This is a genomic window from Mucilaginibacter celer (genome assembly GCF_003576455.2).
In the GTDB taxonomy this organism is placed as follows: Bacteria; Bacteroidota; Bacteroidia; order Sphingobacteriales; family Sphingobacteriaceae; genus Mucilaginibacter; species Mucilaginibacter celer.
The window spans coordinates 5250065-5265013 of sequence record NZ_CP032869.1 but is presented as its reverse complement, the minus strand read 5'-3'; the positions used below and the strand labels follow the sequence as shown (position 1 = coordinate 5265013).

Here is a 14949-nt window from a genome sequence, read left to right as displayed (position 1 = left end):
GTCTTTTTATTTTTTATACAAAGATGGGGCGGATTGGATTGCAGGTGTTTGCAAATATCAATCGGTTGTTTATCAAATTCAAATCAGGGGGATAACATTATTAAAATTTATACCCCAGCGAGATTCCCAAACTGCGTGTTTTGGTGCTGTCGTACAAATATTTATCTGTTTGGATATTGGAAAGCCCCGCGTTGTAAACCGCGTTGATGATTATGCCATTGCTAAATTCAAACCCGGCCAGGGCGTTAATGCCGGAATCAAAGGCTTTGAAATTTTTGCCCGGTTCCGAACCAAATTTGGCATCGATATCAGGATCGGTTGCTGAGAATTGTGAAGATGCAGGTGAGGGGTGATCAGGAGGAGTTGTGAAACGCCCCGATAAAGGTTTTGAAATATAAGGCCCGGCACCAATAAAAAGCTTACCGCCCTGTACCTTGAAGTGATAAATAAAATTAACAGGTACCTGGATATAATTTAACCGCCATGTGCCATACTTATCATAAACAATGTCGCCAACTATTATCTCGTCGGTAGTTTTACCTGCTATTGAATTATAGATTACCGCAGGCTGAATGGAAAGTTGCCGATATTAAAATCAACAAAGCCACCTGCAAAATATCCAAAAGCATTTTTTTCAGGGTTGTCAATTTGAATATCAGTTGCGGGTTTACGCGAAAGTGATGTGGTGCTGATACCGGCCTTCAGGCCAAATTGTACAGGTTTTGTTTGTGCTGATAATTGAAAGCCTATGAAAATTAAAAGCAATGAGAAGGTTAGTGATAATTTCATTTGTGTTGGTATGGTTTACCGAATAATACGGCAATGCTATGCCGAATGCTACATCGCAAAAAAATAATTCAGAAATCATCCGGAATCACGCCAAATAATTCACAGAATGGCCATCTATCTTGATGAAAAATTTATCACCATGAAAAAAATTATTTTAAGCATTCCTGCATTAATGTTAATGGCAACCTGCGTTGCCCATGCGCAAAAAGTTAAAAGCACGGCTGTGCCCGTCGCAGCTAAAGAAGCTTTGTTAAAAAAGTACCCTAAGGCTGTTGGTATTACCTGGGAAAAAGAGAAAGCCAACTATGAAGCCAACTGGGGCGGAAAATCGGGCGAGGATATGTCAGTGCAATTTACGCCCGCAGGTGTATTTGTTGAAGAAGTGGTGGCGATAAGCCCATCGGCCCTGCCTGTCGGAGTTGCAGCCTACGTGAAGGAAAAGTATAAGGTTACCAAAATTAAAGAAGCCGGGAAAGTTACAGATGCAGCCGGTGTTGTTACTTACGAAGCCGAAGTTAAAGGCCGCGATTTGGTTTTTGATGGTAACGGGAAGTTTTTGAAGGAGGATTAAAAGACACTTAAATACTTGCGCTCGTTTGCAACGAATGCTTAACGTGGCTGTGCGTTTGCAACGCATGGGCGATACAATCGCCAAACCATATTAAGCACTCGTTGCAAACGAGCGCAAGCTATTGCTTACTTAAAACTTCACACTCATGCTCAGCGTGCCTCTTGTTGGATTTTGCGGTGCCAACCTGAAGCTCCAGTATTTTTCGTTGGTTAAGTTATCCAGCTTAAAGCCGATACGGTATTTAGGCTGATCGTAAAATACCGTAGCATCAACCGTGGTGTACGATGGTATGGTGAATTTGAATGTTTTGGTATTGGTTTGATACGAATCAGAACCATAGTTACCGCCCACGCCAAATCCCAGGCCCTGTACCGCGCCATGAGTAATACGATAGCTCATCCAAAGGTTGGCTAAACGCGCCGGACCCGCGTTGGCCGGGCGTAAACCTTCAACACTGGCATCGCCTTTGGTTATTTTGCTGTTGTTGTAGGCAAAGCCTGCAATGATGTTAAAGCCGCTAACCGGGTTGGCAATTAATTCGGCTTCAAAACCTTTGCTCAATTGGGTACCTGCCTGGATGTTAAAAGCCGGGTGATCCGGATCCACCATAGTGGTGTTGGTTACCGAAATATCATAATAGCTCAGGGTTGAGCTGATCTTATGATCCCAGGCGTCAATTTTTATACCCGCTTCCCATTGGTTGGCGTATTGCGGTTTAAAGGGAGTGTTATCAAAACTGCTGCCGGTAACGTTATTTAAGCCGTTCATGTAGTTGCCAAACAGTGAGATCTGGTCTTTAGCCACCTGGTAAACCAAACCAAATTTGGGCGACCATGCCGTTTGACTAAAGTTACCCGTAGTTTTGCCATCGGCAGGCGTATAAGCGCCTTTGTTTACAAACCTATCTAAACGGATGCTGGCCATTGCATTCAACCGATCTGTGATATTAAACACATCAGATACGTAGGCTGCGTACGAACTTTGGTTGTTTTGCACATAATCGCCGGCTTTTGGTGCAGCAGCATTTACAAGGGTCGAAACTTTATCGGCAGTAAAGCTATTATAAGCCGCGCCGGGGTCGAGGTAGTTGATGGCGGGTGTATTTACCGTTACGTTGGTATTATTACTTTTTTGGTTGTAGTACTCAACACCGGCAACAATGCGGTTACGGAAGTGGCCTATCTTAAAATCGCCTATAAAGTTTTGCTGCACGTTGGTGATGTAATAAGGATAGTCTTCCTGCGTAACCTGGCGTTTTATTTGTTTGGTGCTATCAACCAGGGTAAAAGCTGTAACCATGCCTTTGGTGGTTGAAAACGTTTTATTAAACATGGTTTGTGATTTCCAGCTTTCAGAGATCTTGTAGTTTACCAACGAGTAAAGGTCTATCTGCCTGCTCAGGTAATCAACGCCATTATTGGCAAACGAGCGCTTATAATCAATCCCCAGGTCTTTTACATTGTAAGTTTTTCCTTTGGCATCCGGGGCAAGACGATAGGCCGATGTAGCATTCGAGTTACCGATCTCGGCATCGATATCAACAGTAAGCCGGTCGCTAACATGATAGGTAAGGCTTGGTGCTACAAAAAAGCCGCGGTTAAAACCCGCATCCTGAAAGCTGTGTTCATTATGCAATGCCGCATTAACACGGAATAGTATGGTGCGCTCTTTGTTTAAGGGCTGGTTAATATCGGCAGTGAGGCGGTTAAGATCAAAACTACCGGTTTGGTAGGCAATTTCGGTTTTGGCCCACTCATTTGGTTGTTTGGTAACACGGTTAAACAAACCGCCAAATGAAGCCAGACTGCTGTTGTAAAGCGTACCGGTAGGGCCTTTTATAGCCTCTATCTTCTCAATATCTGCCGGATCGATGCTGTTAAAATTATAACCTGCCACGCTGTTGCGGATAAAGTTGCCGGTAACAAAACCGCGCGACAGCAGGGTTGTACGCCCGTTATTATAAACCAACGGTACGCCTGTACCGGGGATATTTTTAAAGCCATCTACATAGCAGGTTACTACCTGCTCTTTCATCAGCTCGCTGGTTACCACGCTGTAAACCTGCGGGTTCTCGAGGTTTTTAAGCGGAAGGCGGGCAACATCTTCGGTTTCTTTTTTCAGAAATTTATTGTGTTTGGCGCTTTTAACGTAAACCTCCTGCAAATCTTTAGCGCCCTCGGTTAAAACAAAGTTAACGGTGGCGGTTTCGCCGGCTGTAACGGTTACCGTTTTGGTTTGCGTTTGCAGGCCGATATAACTGGCCACAATGGTATACGTACCAGCCGGAACATTTTTAATAGTGAAGTGCCCGGTTTGGCCTGCAGTAGCACCCAGTTTGGTATCGGTTAAAACAATGTTTACAAACTCGGCGGGGTTACCGTCGGATGTTTTTACTGTGCCTTTGATGGTGCCGTTGGTGCTTTGGGCGGTGGCATTGAGGCTAAAAAACAAAACGGCCGATAGTGTTAAAAGTAATGTTGTTTTGACGCTGTGGAGCGCATGTTTTGAGGCGTAGAGTACCTTGTGAATAGGGGTAAATACAAATTGCATAATTTGTTAAATAGCTAAATACGATTAAAGGATCTTTCTGCATCAATCCGGTGGCAATTACTGCCGCTCTTCATAATACGGCGGCAAAGTTATTTTTATTTAGATTGATTACAAATAAAAATAAGCTTTAGGTTGAAATAACTGAGGGTTTTGCTGATGCTGGATGCTTTGGAAGGGAAGTGGGGTTACTAATGAGTATTTATTAAGGCAGGGTTATAAAAAGAGTTTATTGGAATATATTTAAACCAAATATCATACAAGTTATAAAGAATTTTTATTGACAGATTTTTTATATAATCTTATTTTGTGTTAATAATACTTAATCAAATAGTCTATTTTAGGTCTGAGATACCTGAAAATTATTATATGAAAAATGATTTAGAATTAATCCTGGACTTACGGATATTACTGAAAACGGTGGATCAAGACAGCCATTTCGTTCAGACTGATTTGTTTGCAATAGCGCCCATAGGGCTATCCGGATATTCTCTTAATAAAAACCAACAAGTAAATGGCATAAAAATAGGACTTGGGGAACAGGAGACTGAAATTCCATTAATGGAGATAATAGCACGATTTAAATTTTTAGAGCGCCTAGTTTTTTATGTCGGCTTTACTTTCGATTTTCCAGAGACTTTAGCAACTCTTTCAACTTTAAAATATATATCGTTACTTAAAATTAGAAAGATCCCTGAAGTTATTTTCGAACGTGGTTTATTTCCTGAGAAAAAACTTCCTTACTATTTTGAGGAGTTTACTTTGAACGAGAAAAGCATTTTGAATAGGCTTAAACTTTTTCGGAAAATCAATCCTGTAATGAGAATTCCAGATAAGTTTATCAAAATGTTAATTGAAAAAAATGAGGCTGAAACAGCTTCATTTAACAGAGACGTTGCTGAAGATGCTACTCCTGGATTAATTGGGTTAAATGAAGAATTAAGGTTTTTTTGTTCTCTGACAAAAAAATCTCGCCAAGATCTGCTCCTTCAGTCTGGGTTATTTATAGACAGCATTGAAGAAATTGAAGAGCCCCCATTCGAACTAATTAATCAAGGATATGATGCAGTTAATGAATATTTTATTCAAAAAAAGAAACAAGGGACGGGCAGACTTTACGAGGCAAAAATAGTTATAGTTGGTGCTGGCGAATCAGGCAAAACCACGCTTATTAGAAAATTAAATAATCCTAATCATCCCGTTCCTAATATAGAAGATAAGAGAACTGAGGGTATACGGGTAACCACTTATCCCTTTCAGGCAACAACGAAATATGGTGTAAAATCTATTCAGGCGCATATTTGGGATTTTGGAGGCCAGGAACTTTATCATACAACACATCAATTATTTCTTACGCCGGACACGCTTTATATTCTTTTAAATGATAATCGAAAAAATGATACTGATTTTTACTATTGGCTTAACATTGTGACGATAAGGGCTGGCGAAGAAAGTCCGATTCTTATGATATTTAATGCTAAAGATAATGCAGCACGGCAAATTATTCCGGGACAAGAAATCTATTCAGCCTTCCCAAACCTGATCAGAACCAGTATAGACGTAAATTTTGCCGATAAAGATATCACTGCCATACAGAAAATGAAGGATACGATAGAGCATTACTTCACTAATCTGGATGTATTAGGAAAGCCCTTCCCTGCCTATTGGGTAAAAGTGCGGGACGATTTATCAGTATTAACTGAAGAGCATATCAACTGGAATCGATTTGCCGAAGTATGCATGCAAAATGAGGTTAACGATGTTTTGCAAATGCAGATACTTGCGAAAACACTTCATAACCTGGGGGTATTGCTTTATTTCTCAGAGGTGTTTGGGCTTGATGATTTGATTATTTTAAAACCGCAGTGGTGCATAGATGCGATATATGCTGCTTTAGATACCAAAGAGATTATTGATAATGGGGGCAGATTCAGTGAAAACACATTAGCTCGGAAATGGTCTGATAGGCGTTTTATGGGTAACCACTTACAGTTGCTGAAGTTAATGCAGCATTTTGACCTCTGTTACAAAATAGATGGCACTCATGATTACATAGCGCCGCAATTACTACCAATTGAAGAGAATATATTGACGGGAGTACGTAGTTGGGCGATAGTTTTTTATTTTGATTATGTTTTTATGCCTGCGGGATTGATAACTCGTTTAATAGCAAGATTAAGTCTCTATATAAAATCAACTCATGCATGGCGCGCCGGTGTTGTACTTGAGTGGGAAGACGGAACAGTTGCCGAAATAATTGAGCATCACTTAACGCATAGGATAGTGATTAAAATTAATGGCCCGGAGAGAAAACGAAGGCTACTTGATATCCGTAAGTGTCTTTATGATTTACAAAGGGACTTTAAGGGAATAAAATTTAAAGAAACAATAGCTTGTAATTGTGCTGATTGTATTAAAGGGGGCGAAACTACAATCTATGAATTGAAAGATCTTGAAGACTACGCGAAACACGGAGACAATGTTAGATGTAAAAATGGCACCCGAAAATGGCTTTCGGCGCAACATGTACTTGAAGGTATAGCTTACGAAGAAAAACCAAGAATATTTATCTCCTACTCTCACCGCAACGAGTCCTTTAAAGATGAGTTTCGTACAATGATAAGTCCTATGGAAAAAGCAGGCCATTGGAAAATTTGGGATGATAGATGGCTATTACCGGGCGACAGTTGGAATAAAGAAATAATCAGGCATTTAAATGAATCGAACATTATTGTATTGATGATAACCGCCGACTTTTTCAAGTCGAACTTTATCTATGATATAGAACTTACGAGAGCCATTCAAAGGCATGAATCGGGCGATGCCTTAGTTATAGGAATAATAGTAAGCGATTGCATGTGGGAAGAAACACCGCTTTCCAAAATACAAATACTGCCCAAAGATGGTGTAGCTATCGAGAGACATCCTAATAGAAATGGAATATGGAAAGAGGTAGCCAATAAAATAAAGGAGACAATATTAGTTAAGCAGGGAGCGCGAAGCAGAGTTGGAGGCTGGGATCAGTAATTATCAGATTGGGAGTCTCTCTCTAATTTTTACACCCACCCCACCAAAATCCCCCGCGCATTCCCTACCTTGCATCCAGGTAAACAAAAATGCCCATGGATTTCGAAACCTATCAGCAGTTATTTTTCGATACGCTAAACAGCCCTGCCCCGGCGGCACCTTATGATAACCCGGATTATTTAAATTATACCCGCTTAAACTGGTCGCGCCAGCAGCGTTGGCTGAAGGTTGGGGTATTGAATACAACGCTAACCGATGCAATTGAAAACATAGTTAACGAACAGCAATGGACGGTAATTACTGAACTTTGGTGCGGCGACGCTTCTCATACCATACCTTTTATACACCGCCTGTCGGAGTTGAACCCGCTGATTAAAGTTGATTACCAGCTGCGCGACAGCCCGCCGTTTTTAATTGAGCAATACCTCACCAACGGCACCCGCTCCATCCCTAAGTTCATTATTGCCGATGGCAACCATAACGATCTGGCAACCTGGGGCCCACGCCCGGCCGAGTGCCAGAAACTATACCTGCAAATGGTTAAAGACCATGTGGATATGGCCGAAAAGAAAATAGCCCTGCAAAAATGGTATAACGAAGATAAGGGCGAAAGTTTTCAGCGGGAGTTGCTGGCTATCTTAAAAAACTTGCCTGCTTAACATGAAGCAATCAATAGCCCATATCGCTTTATTGGTTAAAGATTATGACGAGGCCCTTAATTTTTATGTAACCAAACTTGGGTTTGAGGTTATAGAAGATACCCCGTTAGCTGATAATAAGCGTTGGGTATTGATCCGGCCTCCCGGCAATACCGGGTGCTGCCTGTTGTTGGCAAAAGCCGCCAACCAGCAACAATTGTTGGCTGTTGGCAATCAAACGGGAGGCAGGGTATTTCTGTTTCTTGAAACCGATGATTTTTATCGCGATTATAACAATATGTTGGCCGTTAATATATCGTTTGTGCGCCAGCCTGTAGTAGAAAGTTATGGGATTGTTGCTGTATTTGAGGATTTGTATGGAAATTTATGGGACCTTATCCAACACACTACATGAAACAAGCGGGATACATTTTTTTTAACATCATTTATCAGCTGGTTGCAATCTGGTTCCTGGTAGTTGCCAATGCTTATTTGAATATTTGGGTAATTCCGTACAAGGGATATACATTTTTTAAAATTCTGTTGCTGCTTGCCGAGGCCGCTGTGGTTATTATAATGATCAATATGATTAACCGGCTTGCCTTGCATAATAGTGAAGGGAGGGAAGGGAGTATTAAAATTGCCGGGCGTACATCTAAAATAAATTCGGTTATCGTGTTTTTACTTGTAGTGATGGTTTATTGGGATGTATTTTAAACCTGAAGATCCTAAATTTTTCTTTCGTGTATTTTTTTAAGAAGCTCATCTTTCCACGCTATAAACATATTCCTGCGGTAACTGTAGATGTCTTTTGAGGCGGCTTCAATCATCCTGTCCAGAAAATCAAAAGCTGCCTTTTCCCGGTTTAGATTAAGCGCCACTTTCTCGAAAATGTAGTACAGATCGTCTCCAAGATCGGCATCAAAATATCGTTCGTTTTTAAGCTGTTTAGCTAAAAAGGAAAAAATTTCTTCCTTAAGTTTATCAGTTAACCCGCTTAGTTCGGTAAACTCGCTGATCAGTTGGATCGAATCAGAAATCCGCTCGCTGATAGCCCCGTCCGAATCATCGGCATAGAGCCACACTTCCATCATTTCTTCCAAAATCGCGGCCCCCATATTGAAGGCTGCAGAAAGCTTATTCTTTTCTATTAAATGATGGGTGTCTCCAATTAATTTATCAACTTCACGCATAAATGTCCTCTGCCCGCGATAATCATAAGCCTGCATGCTAAACTTTCTGAAGGCATTTTTAACCGTTTGTACATATTTTTGCCCGGCATCATCGTTATCATCCTTATCGGCAAAAAACAGTTCAAAGGCTGCTTTAAAGTTCTTGTCCTTTTTAGCGTGGTGAGCTATGAAATTCCGGTACTCATCAGCAGTTATTTTATTAAGCAGTACCTCGAATTTTTGTTTGTTTGATATTTTTTGAGGTGCCGATAAGAGGATTTTGATTTCATCGCGCAGCTGAAACAGTACTGCTACCACGTGTTTGCAAATTTTGCCATCATACGGACAATCGCAAAAATAACTATTGATGTCCTGATGGCCGGTCAGGCTTACCGTTACTTCATAATTTTCGGTGCCCTCAACTTCGGCAGTCCAGGTGCCTCGGTCTTCATCAAGGTTCAGTACGGCACCGTTTTCATAATATCCTTCGCCGCGCTGAAGTATTTTGGCATTGATCTGCCGGTCGAAATTATAGATTGTAAACCCTTCGTTATTTTCAACTATTTTCACGGTAACTTTGTTAAAGCTTAAGCAAATATGCTAATCGTTAGCGAAAAACTCATACAAAAACCTACATAGTAATTGAAGTAAAATCAGAAACAATAAAGGAAATAGCCGAATGGCTTGACGCCGGCATGCTGGTATTTTTACATAAAACAACCGGAGAGGTAGTAAATTACCCCGACGAGCTGGAGTTTTCGGATGTTGAAGATATGTGGGAAGATGTAACCGGCAAGATTGAGGCCGACCGCGACAGCTACATCGCTTTCGAACCGATGCCCAGTTCGCAGGCTTTCAGAATTATGGAAAGTTTTATAGCTGGGATAGATGACGTGCGCACAGGGGGCGTATTTACCACGGCTATTTCACAACGCAAACTTTTCAGGCATTTTAATGATCTGCTGCATTCATACCCCGGCTTGCGCCAGGAATGGTTTGTTTATAAAGCAGAGCGGTATTTTGAATATGTAAAGGATGAGATTGATTTTGCCTTCGGTAGTGACGATGATTAAAATACCGGCCCTACAGGTTGTAAGTGTAAATTTTTTTCAGGACGAGACAGTTCCAAATTTAAAAAAGCAGTGTTCCAATTTTAAAATCGGGTGTTCCAGTTTTGTTTTTTGAAAAATGTAAATTGCTGATTATCAATAGCAAGGTGTTCCAGTTTTACTTTTAGCGATTATTCGTAAAACACAACATGTTGATTATCAGGTGTTCCATTTTTTGAATTTACTCAAAGTGTTCCACCTTTTAAAATTGGAACACTTTGTTTTTGATGGCAGATTTTTGCTTACAATCCATCAATCATGCTCGCCAAAACTCTCGGCGCCCCGCATGTGGCTGTTTAACCTTTTAACCAGGTAGGTGGCTTTAATCAGGAGTGATTTATCAGGCACATAGTCGCTTATATCTTCGGCTTTACCCATTAGCTCCTGTTTGTACACATCTTTAAAATCAAAGTAATTAAGGCTCAGGTTCCATTTGCCGGTTAAAAAGTTGAAAACATCGCTGTCGTTTTCAAGCAGCTGGGCATAGTTGGTAACCAGGTACTCGTCGGGCTTTAGTTTTTTTATGGTACGCAGAATCTCTTCATTATAACTGATCCATATTTTTAAAAACGCCCCGGCATGATCATGCCAAAATGCCTCGCGGCGGCGTTTACGGCGAAATTTAGTCCAGGCCAGGCGCTGAATATAATTACGCGCCATATACTTTTTGTCGATATACGCAAACTCCCGCCTCAGCAGTGAACTTACTACCGATTGAAAATTGCGGGTGATCACCAGATACTTTGCATCGGGCAGCAATTCGGTATACGTATCCAAAAACAGGCAGGTACGCGGATCTTTCCAGGCCCATTGCTCATACAACTCCTGCTTAATCCCAATAACAGCTTTCAGCTTTTCGAGCTGGTACAGCGGTATTTTAATGTGCTTATTTTCAACCAGGCCCGAGATATCCAGGCTGTTGCAGTTCAGGATCTCTTCGTGCAGTTTTAAAAACTCCACATCTTCAAAATGGCCTTCAACATTGCCTGCGTTGCCAACGCAAAGGCGCTCGCCAATCTGCATACCGCAGCGGCTAAGCCAGTTGGTAATAAGCGATGTGCCCGAGCGATGCATGCCCGCTATGATTAAAGTTTGGGTCATGATGCTTTATGTTGATAAACGTACTGGTTTTGTTGGTGCTGGTATTGATCCATAATAAAGGCAGCAAGAGTTTCAGTGCCTTCGGCAAGCGGGGTAATATGAGTATTGATATACACATCGGGCGAAGATGGGATCTGGAAGGGATCATTCACACCGCTTAGGTTACCTACCTTGTCGGGATGGTTTTCGGGCAGCAATGCCCGGCGGTATAAGCCCTTGGTATCGCGCTGCATCAGGGTTTTAACCGGGCAATCTACATGAACCAGTTTTACATTGGGATAGGAGGCGATCAGTTCGCGGCGGATCACATCGTAGGGGTTAATGGCGCTGATAATGGTTACCAGGCCATGGCCCGATAGCTTACCGGCAATAAAACCCAGGCGGCGGATATTTTCAAACCTGTCTTCCTTAGTGTAGCCAAGGTTGGGGAACAGTTTTTGCCGGTATACATCGGCATCAATTATTTCGACGGGGATGTCGGTATCCGACAAACGCATTTTAACACTTTGTGCAAGGGTAGTTTTTCCCGAACCGGATAACCCGCATATTAATAGGATCATAGGTGTTTAAATTAAGCTGTTAATGATAACTGTTGTTTAAACCTGTGTTGTTTTACAAAGTAACGCAGCCTTTTCAGTTTAAATTATAGTTAACACTTGGTGTATCGACACATAGGGGGTTTGTGTCGATGAACAGCAAAATGACATAGACGGGAGAGGAGCTCCCGAAATGGTTTTCGGCGTTTTCAGTGCATGAACACGGATTTTGCCAGCGCCGCAATGTATCTGTTAATAGTGTTTAAAGTTTGTGCATGCACCAGGTTGTCATACAACGCAGGTTTTGCACATTGGTGGTTTTTAAAGGTTCAAACAGTTTGCCGCCCAGGGTTTCGGTGTACTCCATCAGCACGTCTTCGCTTACCAAAAAACGCTCAGAACCATCAGGCAGCAGGTAGCGGAAATTGCCCAGGGGTTTAACCAGTTCTTCAATGCCGATATCAGAAGCCAGCCTTGCAAAAAAATGACCGCCGGGTTTAAGCACGCGCCACAGTGAACGTACCATGTTATCAAAATGCTCAGCATCCTGTGCAAAATGGAGCACTGCGCTGCAAATCACCACGTCAAACTGATCATCATCAAAAGGCAGATCCTCAACCGGGGCAACCGAAAAATTATTCAGAGGGTTGGCAGGAGCCAGGCTTGCCGAGATTTGCCTTACTGCTTCAATGGCTTCGGTGCTTTGGTCAACGCCGTACACCTCAAAGCCATTGTTTAAAAAGTAAACGATATTGCGCCCGCCACCGCAGCCGGCATCAAGCACTGTAGTGCAGTTATCAAAACGCCCTTTCAGTAACTGATCAAACAGGTAGATATCAATATTGCCGTATAGTTGTTGAAGGTTATTGCCCATGGTGTTTATAAAAATCTAAATTACGGTTTTAGGCTTGCCGTTAATATTAATATCCAAAAAAATACACTGCGGTTAGCCGAAAATACCGGCGCGGGTACCTGCCCATAAAACCTTAATCACCTGCCAATTGTATCATTATGTATGAAAGCACTGGTATTTGAACAGGCCGGCAATGCTGCCGATGTAATTCAGGTAAAATATTTGGCCTTTCCCAAACCAGGGCCGGGGCAGTTACTTATACGTGTAAAAGCCAGTCCGATACATCCGGCCGATTTACTTTTTGTTGCCGGCAAATACCGGTATCAGCCGGTTTTTCCGCAGGTTGCAGGGCTTGAAGGTGCAGGCTATGTTGAAGACGCCGGACACGACAGCATTGTTACTAAAGGCAGTTTTGTAGCATTCAGTAAAATTGGTGCATGGGCCGAATATGTGGTAGTTGATGAGCAGGATGTTGTTGTGTTGCCCGATGAATTTCCGTTAGAGAAAGCCGCCCAACTGTTGCTTAACTCGTATACCGCCTATGGTTTGATACAGGAAGCCAAAGTAAAAAGCGGCGACTGGCTGCTGCTTACCGCCGGAAACTCCACCGTATCGCGCATAGTGATTCAACTGGCTGCCGAAAAGGGGATTTGCGTTATTGCTGCCGTAAGGGATGAAAAACAAAAGGATGAACTGCTTGCCCTCAAAGCCGAGGCTGTTATTGCCCCTCCACCCGGCACACTTAAATCAACTATCGATACCATTACCAAAGGCAGAGGATTAACAGCTGCCATTGACGCCGTGGGGGGGAGCCTTGCCTCTGAAGTAATTACTGCGTTGGCTCCCGCCGGGCATTTAATGGTGTACGGCATGCTTGAGCAACAGGCAACTGCTTATTTTAATGCCGAAGTGGTGCTCAAAAATTTGGTTATTAAAGGTTTTGGAGTGAGGGGATATGTTGCAGGCCTGTCGCACGAGGAAAAAACACAGATGATAAGCCATTTGGTACACTCTATCGGCCGGACAGAATTTCAGCTGGCAGCATCGGCTGTTTACAAACCGGAGGAGTTTGCGGAGGCTTTTGCCTGCAACATAGGTGGAAAAGTACTGTTTGGATTTTGATTAACCTAAAGGTTTGGGCTATGATAATCAAATTTTAATTACGTAAATTTAATATCATATTAACTTGCCAATTAGCCAAACCTCTTTGTTATGAAAACCATACTGATACCGGTAGATTTTTCGGAAACAAGTTCGAATGCCATCAAGTACGCTACCGACCTGAGCCGGGATGCGGCCGTAAAAAAAATCATCCTGCTTAAAAGTTTTTATACATCAGTATATGAACAGATTTTACCCACGCCCGATTTTTTGCAGCTAAGCGCCGATGATATTGAAACCGAGCGCCAGGAAATAGAAAGCCAGCTAACCTTTTTGGGCCAGAAACTCCAAAACCGCTGTGGCGAAACCATCGAGGTGGAAACCACCATAAGTAACGAACCGGTTTTAAGGGCCATATACCAGGTAATTCAGGATAAACACCCCGATTTGCTTATAGTAGGCAGCGATGCCACGGGCGAAGTGAGCATGATAGGCGAACAGATTATTGAAATAGCTAAAAGCAGCCCGGTTAAAGTGCTCATCATTCCGGCAAACTCGGTCTACAAAAGAATTGAGCAGGCCGTGGTTCCCTGCGATTTTGAAGCCGTAGCCCGTTTGGGCTTGTTGCAGGGTTTAAATAATTCGCATGGTTGGTTAAACCCCAAGCTGATGATTTTATATGTCGATCCGAAGAAGAAACACATCGGGCGCGAGGATGAGTATGAGGCCGCGGTTAAACAATTGGTAAATTGTTACGAATGTAAGCTTTACTATTCGGAGGATAAGAATGTGGTAAAAGGGATACTTGATTTTGCCGGCGGTAACAACGTGCAACTGATTATTGCATTACCCGGCAGGCATAGCTTTTTTTACAATTTAACCCATAGCAGTATTACCGATGCCCTTTCGTTTAATGCCCGGCTCCCGGTATTGATACTGAAATAGCTATGCATTTTATAACAATAATTAAACACAGCTTTTTTATTGACAAAAGTTAAATACCGTTTGTTAACTTTATATTTGTAAGCCCTGCCTTTAGTAATAAAAAGGTTAATAAATTAATAGCTTTACGGCTAATGAAACCACAACGTAAACTCAGGATATTTTTATTTATCGCGACAGTAATGTTTGTGGCCAAGCCTTTTATCGGCTTTATGCAGTTTAACAGGCAGCACCCGCCTGCTAAAATTAATATGTTCGCCTTGCAAAAGGCATTCAGCAAACGTATTATCCAATACCGCGACGGCGGGCTTAATGCTATGGCTTCGGTACAGAAGCACCTTGCCAATCCCCGGCTTCAACTGCGTGTAACATTTCTGTCGTTGTTGCTGTTGTTATTTGGCTTTCCACCTATCTTTGGCTCATACTTTCTATCGTACTTCAAAGCGTACCGGGAGCTACACCCCTTGCCGGCTTACCTGCTAAACCGGCAGCTGATAGTTTGATTGGATAGTTTACCTGTCATGTTTCCTGCCCGGCACAATTAAACCGCCGGGATAACCGTT

16 protein-coding genes are annotated in these 14949 nt (G+C 42.3%); 9 read left to right on the top strand and 7 right to left on the bottom strand.

Annotated features, from left to right (window positions below):
• Positions 1 to 100: 100 nt before the first annotated feature.
• The gene (locus HYN43_RS31010) at positions 101 to 523 is read right to left on the bottom strand and encodes an outer membrane beta-barrel protein (RefSeq protein ID WP_483466617.1); all 423 of its coding nucleotides are present in this window, start codon (positions 521 to 523) and stop codon (positions 101 to 103) included.
• 35 nt (positions 524 to 558) lie between these two features.
• Positions 559 to 789: a hypothetical protein gene (locus tag HYN43_RS21690; RefSeq protein WP_119406033.1), complete on the bottom strand. Its 231-nt coding sequence runs from the start codon at positions 787 to 789 to the stop codon at positions 559 to 561.
• Between the two features lie 139 nt (positions 790 to 928).
• Between HYN43_RS21690 and HYN43_RS21685 the strand changes: the two genes are divergently transcribed.
• Entirely contained in the window at positions 929 to 1360 is a 432-nt protein-coding gene (locus HYN43_RS21685) for a hypothetical protein (RefSeq protein ID WP_162996575.1), read from the top strand.
• Between the two features lie 129 nt (positions 1361 to 1489).
• On the opposite strand, the gene HYN43_RS21680 is transcribed toward HYN43_RS21685, so the two are convergent.
• On the bottom strand, positions 1490 to 3910 hold the full coding sequence (locus tag HYN43_RS21680; protein WP_119406031.1) for a TonB-dependent receptor: 2421 nt from the start codon (positions 3908 to 3910) through the stop codon (positions 1490 to 1492).
• 366 nt (positions 3911 to 4276) lie between these two features.
• Between HYN43_RS21680 and HYN43_RS21675 the strand changes: the two genes are divergently transcribed.
• The 4 genes from HYN43_RS21675 (at position 4277) to HYN43_RS21660 (ending at position 8289) form a co-directional block, all read left to right on the top strand.
• Positions 4277 to 6934, top strand: coding sequence for a COR domain-containing protein (locus tag HYN43_RS21675; RefSeq protein WP_119406030.1), 2658 nt, complete (start codon positions 4277 to 4279; stop codon positions 6932 to 6934).
• A 95-nt stretch (positions 6935 to 7029) separates the two neighbouring features.
• On the top strand, positions 7030 to 7593 hold the full coding sequence (locus tag HYN43_RS21670; RefSeq protein WP_119406029.1) for a thioredoxin family protein: 564 nt from the start codon (positions 7030 to 7032) through the stop codon (positions 7591 to 7593).
• A 1-nt stretch (position 7594) separates the two neighbouring features.
• Positions 7595 to 7987: a VOC family protein gene (locus tag HYN43_RS21665; protein WP_119406028.1), complete on the top strand. Its 393-nt coding sequence runs from the start codon at positions 7595 to 7597 to the stop codon at positions 7985 to 7987.
• Complete coding sequence (locus HYN43_RS21660) at positions 7984 to 8289, top strand: hypothetical protein (RefSeq protein WP_119406027.1); 306 nt, start codon at positions 7984 to 7986, stop codon at positions 8287 to 8289. Before HYN43_RS21665 ends, HYN43_RS21660 begins: the two co-directional genes overlap by 4 nt.
• Positions 8290 to 8300: 11 nt before the next feature.
• Here the strand turns inward: HYN43_RS21660 and HYN43_RS21655 are convergent, their stop codons facing one another.
• Complete coding sequence (locus HYN43_RS21655) at positions 8301 to 9314, bottom strand: SWIM zinc finger family protein (RefSeq protein WP_162996574.1); 1014 nt, start codon at positions 9312 to 9314, stop codon at positions 8301 to 8303.
• A gap of 65 nt (positions 9315 to 9379) precedes the next feature.
• On the opposite strand from HYN43_RS21655, the gene HYN43_RS21650 reads away from it, so the two are divergent.
• The gene (locus HYN43_RS21650; RefSeq protein ID WP_342633835.1) at positions 9380 to 9817 is read left to right on the top strand and encodes a UPF0158 family protein; all 438 of its coding nucleotides are present in this window, start codon (positions 9380 to 9382) and stop codon (positions 9815 to 9817) included.
• Positions 9818 to 10105: 288 nt separating this feature from the next.
• On the opposite strand, the gene HYN43_RS21645 is transcribed toward HYN43_RS21650, so the two are convergent.
• The 3 genes from HYN43_RS21645 to HYN43_RS21635 form a co-directional block, all read right to left on the bottom strand.
• Positions 10106 to 10954 carry a sulfotransferase gene (locus tag HYN43_RS21645; protein ID WP_119406024.1) on the bottom strand — a complete coding sequence of 283 codons (849 nt, stop codon included), beginning with the start codon at positions 10952 to 10954 and terminating at the stop codon, positions 10106 to 10108.
• Entirely contained in the window at positions 10951 to 11514 is a 564-nt protein-coding gene (locus HYN43_RS21640; protein WP_119406023.1) for an adenylyl-sulfate kinase, read from the bottom strand. The genes HYN43_RS21645 and HYN43_RS21640 overlap by 4 nt, the downstream gene beginning before the upstream one ends.
• Positions 11515 to 11752: 238 nt before the next feature.
• The gene (locus tag HYN43_RS21635) at positions 11753 to 12364 is read right to left on the bottom strand and encodes a class I SAM-dependent methyltransferase (protein WP_119406022.1); all 612 of its coding nucleotides are present in this window, start codon (positions 12362 to 12364) and stop codon (positions 11753 to 11755) included.
• Between the two features lie 141 nt (positions 12365 to 12505).
• Here HYN43_RS21635 and HYN43_RS21630 point away from each other — a divergent pair, with 141 nt between their 5' ends.
• The 3 genes from HYN43_RS21630 to HYN43_RS21620 all read left to right on the top strand — a co-directional run bounded on the left by HYN43_RS21630 (position 12506) and on the right by HYN43_RS21620 (position 14889).
• A complete protein-coding gene (locus HYN43_RS21630; RefSeq protein WP_119406021.1) occupies positions 12506 to 13465 on the top strand; it encodes a zinc-binding dehydrogenase in 960 nt (319 codons plus the stop codon).
• A gap of 90 nt (positions 13466 to 13555) precedes the next feature.
• Positions 13556 to 14389, top strand: coding sequence for a universal stress protein (locus tag HYN43_RS21625; RefSeq protein ID WP_119406020.1), 834 nt, complete (start codon positions 13556 to 13558; stop codon positions 14387 to 14389).
• Between the two features lie 131 nt (positions 14390 to 14520).
• Positions 14521 to 14889, top strand: coding sequence for a hypothetical protein (locus tag HYN43_RS21620; RefSeq protein WP_162996573.1), 369 nt, complete (start codon positions 14521 to 14523; stop codon positions 14887 to 14889).
• The last annotated feature ends 60 nt before the right edge of the window (positions 14890 to 14949 follow it).

Excerpts from the sequence above, each read along its gene's own strand:
- HYN43_RS21690 (WP_119406033.1), bottom strand. The coding sequence starts at position 789 with ATGAAATTATCACTAACCTTCTCATTGCTTTTAATTTTCATAGGCTTT.
- HYN43_RS21685 (WP_162996575.1), top strand. The coding sequence starts at position 929 with ATGAAAAAAATTATTTTAAGCATTCCTGCATTAATGTTAATGGCAACC.
- HYN43_RS21680 (WP_119406031.1), bottom strand. The coding sequence starts at position 3,910 with ATGCAATTTGTATTTACCCCTATTCACAAGGTACTCTACGCCTCAAAA.
- HYN43_RS21675 (WP_119406030.1), top strand. The coding sequence starts at position 4,277 with ATGAAAAATGATTTAGAATTAATCCTGGACTTACGGATATTACTGAAA.
- HYN43_RS21670 (WP_119406029.1), top strand. The coding sequence starts at position 7,030 with ATGGATTTCGAAACCTATCAGCAGTTATTTTTCGATACGCTAAACAGC.
- HYN43_RS21665 (WP_119406028.1), top strand. The coding sequence starts at position 7,595 with ATGAAGCAATCAATAGCCCATATCGCTTTATTGGTTAAAGATTATGAC.
- HYN43_RS21660 (WP_119406027.1), top strand. The coding sequence starts at position 7,984 with ATGAAACAAGCGGGATACATTTTTTTTAACATCATTTATCAGCTGGTT.
- HYN43_RS21645 (WP_119406024.1), bottom strand. The coding sequence starts at position 10,954 with ATGACCCAAACTTTAATCATAGCGGGCATGCATCGCTCGGGCACATCG.
- HYN43_RS21640 (WP_119406023.1), bottom strand. The coding sequence starts at position 11,514 with ATGATCCTATTAATATGCGGGTTATCCGGTTCGGGAAAAACTACCCTT.
- HYN43_RS21635 (WP_119406022.1), bottom strand. The coding sequence starts at position 12,364 with ATGGGCAATAACCTTCAACAACTATACGGCAATATTGATATCTACCTG.
- HYN43_RS21630 (WP_119406021.1), top strand. The coding sequence starts at position 12,506 with ATGAAAGCACTGGTATTTGAACAGGCCGGCAATGCTGCCGATGTAATT.
- HYN43_RS21625 (WP_119406020.1), top strand. The coding sequence starts at position 13,556 with ATGAAAACCATACTGATACCGGTAGATTTTTCGGAAACAAGTTCGAAT.
- HYN43_RS21620 (WP_162996573.1), top strand. The coding sequence starts at position 14,521 with ATGAAACCACAACGTAAACTCAGGATATTTTTATTTATCGCGACAGTA.